This window comes from Streptomyces sp. NPDC086077, from assembly GCF_040686175.1.
GTDB lineage: Bacteria > Actinomycetota > Actinomycetes > Streptomycetales > Streptomycetaceae > Streptomyces.
In genome coordinates, this window is record NZ_JBFBJT010000238.1 from 1 (window position 1) to 7,316 (window position 7,316).

Below are 7,316 nucleotides of genomic sequence, written 5' to 3' on the forward strand. Positions count from 1 at the left end.
CGTCTTGTGCAGCTCGCGTTGGAGCCGGATCAACTCGTCCTGGAGGTGGTCGCGCGTGATCGGGTCCACCGCGCCGAACGGCTCGTCCATCAGCAGCACCGGCGGATCGGCGGCCAGCGCCCGTGCCACGCCCACCCGCTGCTGCTGCCCGCCGGACAGCTGGCGCGGATAGCGGCCGTGGAACTCGGCGGGATCGAGCCCGACGAGATCGAGCATCTCCTCGACCCGGTCACGGATTCGCGTCTTCGACCAGCCGATCATCCGCGGTACGAGCGCGATGTTCTGGGCGACCGTCATGTGCGGGAAGAGGCCGGACGCCTGGATCGCGTAGCCGACCTTGCGGCGCAGCTTGACCGGATCGATGTGGGTCACGTCGTCACCGTTGATCCGGATGCGCCCGCCCGACGGCTCGATCAACCTGTTGATCATCTTGAGGGTCGTCGACTTACCGCACCCGGACGGACCGACGAAGATGACCGTCTCGCCCGCCTTGATCTCCATGCTGACGTTGTCGACGGCGGGTTGCGGATTGCCGGCGTACCGCTTGCTGAGATTCTCCAGCTCGATGGTCGCCCCATGGGACTCGGACTCAGGCACGGATCCCCTTCGAAATGGTCAGCCGCCCGATCAGCACGTACGCGGCGTCGAACAGCAGGGCCAGGATGATGATGCCGACGGTGCCCGCGAGCACCTGGTTCAGCGCGTTCTCGCTGCCCAGCGAGGCGAGACCGCGGAAGATCAGATTGCCCAGGCCGGGACCCGAGGCGTAGGCGGCGATGGCCGCGATGCCCATCAGCATCTGTGTGGAGACCCGGATGCCGGTCAGGATCGGCGGCCAGGCGAGGGGCAGCTCGATCCGCACCAGCCGCTTCGCCCGGGACATCCCGATGCCGGTGGCCGCGTCCACCAGCGTCGGATCGACGCCCCGCAGGCCCACGATCGCGTTACGGACGATCGGCAGCAGCCCGTACAGCGTCAGGGCGATCACGGTCGGCGGCACACCGAGCCCCACCAGGGGGATCAGCAGACCGATCATGGCCAGCGACGGAATGGTGAGGATGGTCGAGGTGGCGAGGGTCGCCAGGTTGCCGGCCCATTCGGAGCGGTAGGTGACCACGCCGATCAGCACACCGATCGCGGTCGCCACGACCATGCACTGGAAGACGACGCTGGCGTGCTGGTAGGCGTCGGTGAGCAGTTGCTGATGGCGGTTGCCGAGATACTCCCAGAAGTTCACACACCATCACCCCGCTGCTAGTGACTCCCGTCCGGCGCCTTCCCGCTGATCGTTCGTTCACTCATGAAGCGCCGCCTGCTCCACCAGCGGGATGATCCGCAGCGGAACGGGGTTCTCCATCACGATCGCCGTGGCGGCCCGCACGATCCCATCAAAACCGACGACCCGGTCGATCACACGCTGGAGATCGGCGTTCGAGCGGGCCACCAGCCGGCACAGCATGTCCCCGCTGCCGGTCGTGGTGTGCAGCTCCAGCACCTCGGGAACGGTCGCCAAGTGCGCCCGTACGTCGGGACCTTGTCCCTGCCGGATCTGGAGCGTGGCGAAGGCGGTCACCGGATAGCCGAGGGCGGCCGGGTCCACCTGCGGGCCGAATCCACGGATGACGCCATTCGACTGAAGCCGGTCCAGCCGGGCCTGCACGGTGCCCCGCGCGACCCCGAGCCGACGGGACATCTCCAGCACGCCGATCCGCGGCTCCCGTGCGAGCAGCACGATGATCCGCCCGTCCAGCCGGTCGATCGTCATGGCAGCCTCCCGAAGTGGTCATCCTGTACAGAGCGCCCGCCGAATTGGGGAATCCACTGGTCAGTTTGCCCAGTGAAGACGCCAACTATTGCGCACCTTGCGTTGTCGGCGAGACGCTGCGGCCATGACGCAGACCACACACCACACTCCCGACACCGCACGGCAGGCCGACCCCTTCCCGGTCAAGGGAATGGACGCGGTCGTGTTCGCCGTGGGCAACGCCAAGCAGGCCGCGCACTACTACTCCACCGCCTTCGGCATGCGGCTGGTCGCCTACTCCGGACCGGAGAACGGCAGCCGTGAGACCGCCGCCTACGTGCTGGAGAACGGCTCCGCCCGGTTCGTGTTCACCTCGGTGATCAAGCCCGCCACCACCTGGGGCCACTTCCTCGCCGAGCACGTGGCGGCGCACGGCGACGGTGTCGTCGACCTCGCGATCGAGGTGCCGGACGCGCGGGCCGCGTTCGCCTACGCCGTCGAGCAGGGCGCCCGCCCGGTCGCCGAGCCGTACGAGCTGAAGGACGAGCACGGCACGGTCGTCCTCGCCGCGATCGCGACGTACGGCGAGACCCGGCACACCCTGGTCGAGCGGTCCGGCTACGACGGCCCGTACCTGCCGGGTTACGTGGCCGCCGAGCCGATGGTGGAGCCGCCCGCCCAGCGCACCTTCCAGGCGATCGACCACTGCGTGGGCAACGTCGAGCTCGGCCGGATGAACGAGTGGGTCGGCTTCTACAACAAGGTCATGGGCTTCACGAACATGAAGGAGTTCGTGGGCGACGACATCGCGACCGAGTACAGCGCGCTGATGTCGAAGGTGGTCGCCGACGGCACGCTCAAGGTCAAGTTCCCGATCAACGAGCCCGCCCTCGCCAAGAAGAAGTCCCAGATCGACGAGTACCTGGAGTTCTACGGCGGCGCGGGCGTCCAGCACATCGCGCTGAACACCAACGACATCGTCCAGACGGTCCGTACGATGCGCGCGGCCGGCGTGCGGTTCCTGGACACCCCCGACTCGTACTACGACACGCTGGGCGAGTGGGTCGGTGAGACCCGCGTGCCGGTCGACACCCTGCGCGAACTGAAGATCCTCGCCGACCGCGACGAGGACGGCTATCTGCTGCAGATCTTCACCAAGCCGGTCCAGGACCGTCCGACCGTCTTCTTCGAGATCATCGAGCGGCACGGCTCGATGGGCTTCGGCAAGGGCAACTTCAAGGCCCTGTTCGAGGCGATCGAGCGCGAGCAGGAGAAGCGCGGCAACCTCTGACAGGCCGGGGTCAGGCCGCCGGAACAGGCACCTCCGGCGGCTCGCCCAGCGCCTGGAGCTTCTCCCGCGCCAGCGGCGCGAACAGCGGTGAGAAGTACGGGTTGATGCGCAGCGCCTCCTCCAGATGGCGCCGCGCGGGGCCGGGCAGGCCGAGGCTGTTCTCGATCATCCCGCGGTGGTAGGCGTACAGCGCGCTGCGCACGCCGCCGCCGTGCTCCTTGTCGGTCGCCCGCACCGCGTACTCCAGCGCCTCCTCGTTCTCCCCCGCGCGGTGCAGCGCCCACCCGAGGGCGTCGGCCACGGCGATGCCGGGCTGCTTGCGCCACTCGTCGCGCAGCAGCCGTACGGCCTCCTCGGGATCGCCGTGGTCGGCCTCGTAGCGCCCCCGCACCAGCTCCTCGTCCACACCACCGGCTGCGGCGCTGCGGACGTGCGCGTGCAGCAGGTCGTACTGCGCGCGGGCCGGCTGCTCCAGTCCCAGCGCCTCGTACAGCTCGCCCAGCTCCAGCGCGTACTGCGGCGACGGCCGCTCGGCGAGTGCCAGCCGGTACGCGCTCAGCGCCTCGTCCGTCCGCCCCAGCGCAGCCAGCGCGCGCGCCTGCCCGGCCTTCGCGCTCCGCTGGTCGGGGTCGGCGCGCACCGCCGCCTCGAAGTACCGCAGGGCGACCTCCCGGTCCCCGCGCTCCCAGGCGAGCTGCCCGGCCCGCTCCAGCCAGGCCGCGCGCTCGGCCGGCGCCTCCGCGCCCGCCGCCGCGTCGGCCAGGGTGGCCACCGCGTCCTCACGCCAGCCCCGGTCCCAGTACACGGCGGCCGACCGGACCATCACGGCCCTGCCGGAGTGCAGTTTCTGGAGCCGCTCGAGGGTGCTGCGGGCGGCCTTGTAGTCGCCGACGCCCGTGTACGCCTCGATCAGCAGCGACTGCGTCGTCCAGCGCCTGCCGTCCGCCTTCACGGCGGCCTCGCCCCAGGTCCGCGCGGCCCGGAAGTCCCGGCGCGCGTTCGCCAGCGCCGTCATGCCCTCCAGCGCCCCGGCGTTGCCCGGCCGCACCTTCAGCGAGGTACGCAGCGCCCGCTCGGCGGTCGGGTAGTGGGCGGCGTCGGCGGTCCGCCGCCCCCGCTCCACGTACGCCGTGCCCAGCACCGCCCACGCGCGCGCGTCCCTGGGATGCGCCCGCAGATGCCGCTCGCGCTCACCGATCAGCACCGCCAGATCCCGCAGCGCGGGCGGCACCCCGGCACGCATCGCGGCCAGCGCCACCTCGGCGGGGCCCGGCGCGGGCGGCGGTGCGGGCCGTGGCTGCGGGCGCTCCAGCCACAGCAGCCCGCCCACGGCGACGGCACCCACGAACAGGCCGAGCAGCACACCCATGACCAGCCGGGTACGCCACCGGCCGGTACCCCTGCCCGCGCCCCGCGGATCGCTCGCCCCGCTCCCCGTGCCGGTCCTGACGGCGGTCTTCACACCGGTCCTCATGGCGGACACTGTGCGCCAGTACGACGACCGGGTCCCGGCACGGAGACGGTGCCGCTGACGGGGTTCACACCGATGGCCCCGGGTGACACTCTGTGATCATGAGCCGTATCCAAGCCCCTCCCGACGAAGCGCAGGGCAACCTCACGGACCGGCTGCTCGCGGGCCTGCCGGCCGAGGCCGTCCTCACCGACCCCGACATCACCGTCTCCTACGCCAACGACATGGCGAGCTTCTGCCCGGCCGGCACCCCGGCCGTGGTCGTGCTGCCCCGTACGGTCGAGCAGGTCCAGCACGTCATGCGCGTCGCCACCGAGCTGCGCGTCCCCGTGGTCCCGCAGGGCGCCCGCACCGGCCTGTCCGGCGGGGCCAACGCCACCGAGGGCTGCGTCGTGCTGTCCCTGACGAAGATGGACCGGATCCTGGAGATCAGCCCGGTCGACCGCATCGCCGTGGTCGAACCCGGCGTCGTCAACGCCGCCCTCTCCCGCGCCGTCGGCGAACACGGCCTCTATTACCCGCCGGACCCCTCCAGCTGGGAGATGTGCACCATCGGCGGCAACATCGGCACCGCCTCGGGCGGCCTGTGCTGCGTGAAGTACGGGGTGACCGCCGAGTACGTCCTCGGCCTCGACGTCGTCCTCGCCGACGGCCGCCTGATGTCCACCGGCCGCCGTACCGCCAAGGGCGTCGCCGGGTACGACCTCACCCGCCTGTTCGTCGGCTCCGAGGGCTCCCTCGGCATCGTCGTACGGGCCGTCCTGGGCCTGCGGCCCAAGCCGCCGCAGCAACTGGTGCTGGCCGCCGAGTTCGCCTCCGCGGCCGCCGCCTGCGACGCCGTGTGCCGGATCATGGCGGGCGGGCACGTGCCCTCCCTCCTCGAACTGATGGACCGTACGACGGTCAAGGCCGTCAACGACATGGCCGCCATGGGGCTGCCGGAGACCACCGAGGCGCTGTTGCTCGCGGCCTTCGACACCCCGGACCCGGCCGCCGACCTGGCCGCACTCGGCGCGTTGTGCGAGGCCGCCGGCGCCACCCAGGTCGTCCCGGCGGACGACGTGGCCGAGTCCGAACTGCTCCTCCAGGCACGGCGGCTGTCGCTCACCGCGCTGGAGGCCGTCAAGGGCACCACGATGATCGACGACGTGTGCGTGCCCCGCTCCCGGCTCGGCGACCTGATCGAGGGCGTCGAGCGCATCGCGGAGAAGTACCGGCTCACCATCGGGGTGGTCGCCCACGCGGGCGACGGCAACACCCACCCGACCGTGTGCTTCGACGCCCAGGACCCCGACGAGTGCGCCCGCGCCCGTGAGTCCTTCGACGAGATCATGGCCCTCGGCCTGGAGCTCGGCGGCACGATCACCGGCGAACACGGCGTGGGCGTGCTGAAGAAGGAGTGGCTGGCACGCGAGATCGGCCCCGTCGGGGTGGAGATGCAGCGGGCGGTCAAGCAGGCGTTCGACCCGCTGGGGATCCTCAATCCCGGCAAGCTGTTCTGAGGCGGCACCGGCTTCACTGGGCCAGCAGCCGGTCCAGACCGTCGTCGATGCCGAGCTGCTCGACCTCACAGCCCGGAGGCACCAGGCGCAACGTGCGCTCCAGCCAGGCCGACACCTGCGCCGCCGGTGCCTCCAGCAGGGCGTCCCCGTCGGGTGAACTCAGCGCCATCACCACGGCGACACGCCCGCCCGACTTCGCCGGCCACACCCGTACGTCCCCGTGGCCGCACGGCCGGAACACCCCCTCGACCAGCAGGTCCCGGGCGAACGTCCAGCTGACGGGGTGCTCGGAGTTGATGTGGAAACAGATGTGCACGGCGTACGGGTCGTCGGTGCGGTAGGCCAGGCGGGCCGGCACCGGGATGCCGCGCTTGGGCGACAGGATGAGCTTCAGCTCCAGTTCGCGCTCCACCACGGTGTGCATGGCGTGCCTCTCTCCTCGGTCTGGGGCCCTGGCGTCGGGCCCGTACCCGACAAGAGCGGCAAGGGGCCGGAGCGTTACGCGGGTTCTCCGGAGTTCTTTCGCGGCAGGGTGCGGCGGCCTAGCACAACCGTGCTCGAAAGGGGCGGGTCCGGCGGGACGGGCGGTGAGGGTTGCGCCGGTCTGATAGATGTGGAGACCCCCATAACACCCCCGAGCAGATACGGGACGACGGACATGAGCGCCCCAACCCCGGCACCAGGCGACGACAGGCCCCGCGAGGGCTATTACCCGGACCCCTCCATTCCTGGATATGTCCGGTACTGGAACGGAGCCGCCTGGGTGCCGGGCACCAGTCGCCCGGCCCCGGCCGACGGCGAGCCGCTCGCCCCGCCCTCCGGCACGCGCCCCGCGCAGCCCGTCGTCGAGGAGACCGGGCCGCACTTCTTCGACGAGGACCCCGCGGCCGGGCGCCAGGACGCCCAGCACGGCAGCCGTCCCGAGCCCGCCTCCGCGTGGGGCGCCGACCGCTCCCGGCAGTCCGGCTTCGGCGGCGACCAGGACCGGCGCGTCGCCTGGCCCGCGGCACAGGGCGCGGACCCGCGCGTCCCGGCGGACCCGCCCGCCCAGCCGGACGGCGCGGTGGCGTCCCCCGAGTTCCCGGCTTCGCCCGAGCAAGGGGGACCCACCTCGCCTGCCGGGTCCGAACAGCCGCCCTCCGGCAACACGTTCGTGTTCCGTCGTCCGACCGCCAAGGCGCAGGGCGCGGGCGGTGCGGAGGATGCCCCCGAGCCTGCTGGACGTCGAGTCCGACCGCGGCACCACAACCTTCCCCCGCGGCCACGAGTCCTCACTGTGTCGAGCGGGTTGCCGCACGATCCGGTGGG

General features: G+C 71.5%; 8 protein-coding genes. 3 read left to right on the forward strand and 5 right to left on the reverse strand.

The window, feature by feature from the left end:
• The 3 genes from AB0O67_RS35625 to AB0O67_RS35635 all read right to left on the reverse strand — a co-directional run.
• Positions 1 to 597 (reverse strand): ATP-binding cassette domain-containing protein (locus tag AB0O67_RS35625; protein ID WP_365459703.1); only part of this gene is annotated, 597 nt, incomplete at its 3' end.
• The gene (locus AB0O67_RS35630; protein WP_365459706.1) at positions 590 to 1,237 is read right to left on the reverse strand and encodes an ABC transporter permease; all 648 of its coding nucleotides are present in this window, start codon (positions 1,235 to 1,237) and stop codon (positions 590 to 592) included. The genes AB0O67_RS35630 and AB0O67_RS35625, both read right to left, overlap by 8 nt.
• A 57-nt stretch (positions 1,238 to 1,294) precedes the next feature.
• Positions 1,295 to 1,765 carry an Lrp/AsnC family transcriptional regulator gene (locus AB0O67_RS35635; protein ID WP_365459709.1) on the reverse strand — a complete coding sequence of 157 codons (471 nt, stop codon included), beginning with the start codon at positions 1,763 to 1,765 and terminating at the stop codon, positions 1,295 to 1,297.
• A 124-nt stretch (positions 1,766 to 1,889) separates the two neighbouring features.
• On the opposite strand from AB0O67_RS35635, the gene hppD reads away from it, so the two are divergent.
• Positions 1,890 to 3,035 (forward strand): 4-hydroxyphenylpyruvate dioxygenase, encoded by a 1,146-nt coding sequence (hppD, locus tag AB0O67_RS35640; RefSeq protein WP_365459712.1) that lies wholly within the window; start codon positions 1,890 to 1,892, stop codon positions 3,033 to 3,035.
• A gap of 10 nt (positions 3,036 to 3,045) precedes the next feature.
• On the opposite strand, the gene AB0O67_RS35645 is transcribed toward hppD, so the two are convergent.
• On the reverse strand, positions 3,046 to 4,404 hold the full coding sequence (locus tag AB0O67_RS35645) for a tetratricopeptide repeat protein (protein WP_365459724.1): 1,359 nt from the start codon (positions 4,402 to 4,404) through the stop codon (positions 3,046 to 3,048).
• A gap of 197 nt (positions 4,405 to 4,601) precedes the next feature.
• On the opposite strand from AB0O67_RS35645, the gene AB0O67_RS35650 reads away from it, so the two are divergent.
• Positions 4,602 to 6,008: an FAD-linked oxidase C-terminal domain-containing protein gene (locus AB0O67_RS35650; protein ID WP_365459715.1), complete on the forward strand. Its 1,407-nt coding sequence runs from the start codon at positions 4,602 to 4,604 to the stop codon at positions 6,006 to 6,008.
• 13 nt (positions 6,009 to 6,021) lie between these two features.
• On the opposite strand, the gene AB0O67_RS35655 is transcribed toward AB0O67_RS35650, so the two are convergent.
• Positions 6,022 to 6,432, reverse strand: coding sequence for an SsgA family sporulation/cell division regulator (locus AB0O67_RS35655; protein WP_365459718.1), 411 nt, complete (start codon positions 6,430 to 6,432; stop codon positions 6,022 to 6,024).
• 234 nt (positions 6,433 to 6,666) lie between these two features.
• On the opposite strand from AB0O67_RS35655, the gene AB0O67_RS35660 reads away from it, so the two are divergent.
• On the forward strand, positions 6,667 to 7,316 hold a 650-nt coding region (locus AB0O67_RS35660; RefSeq protein ID WP_365459721.1), incomplete at its 3' end, for a DUF2510 domain-containing protein.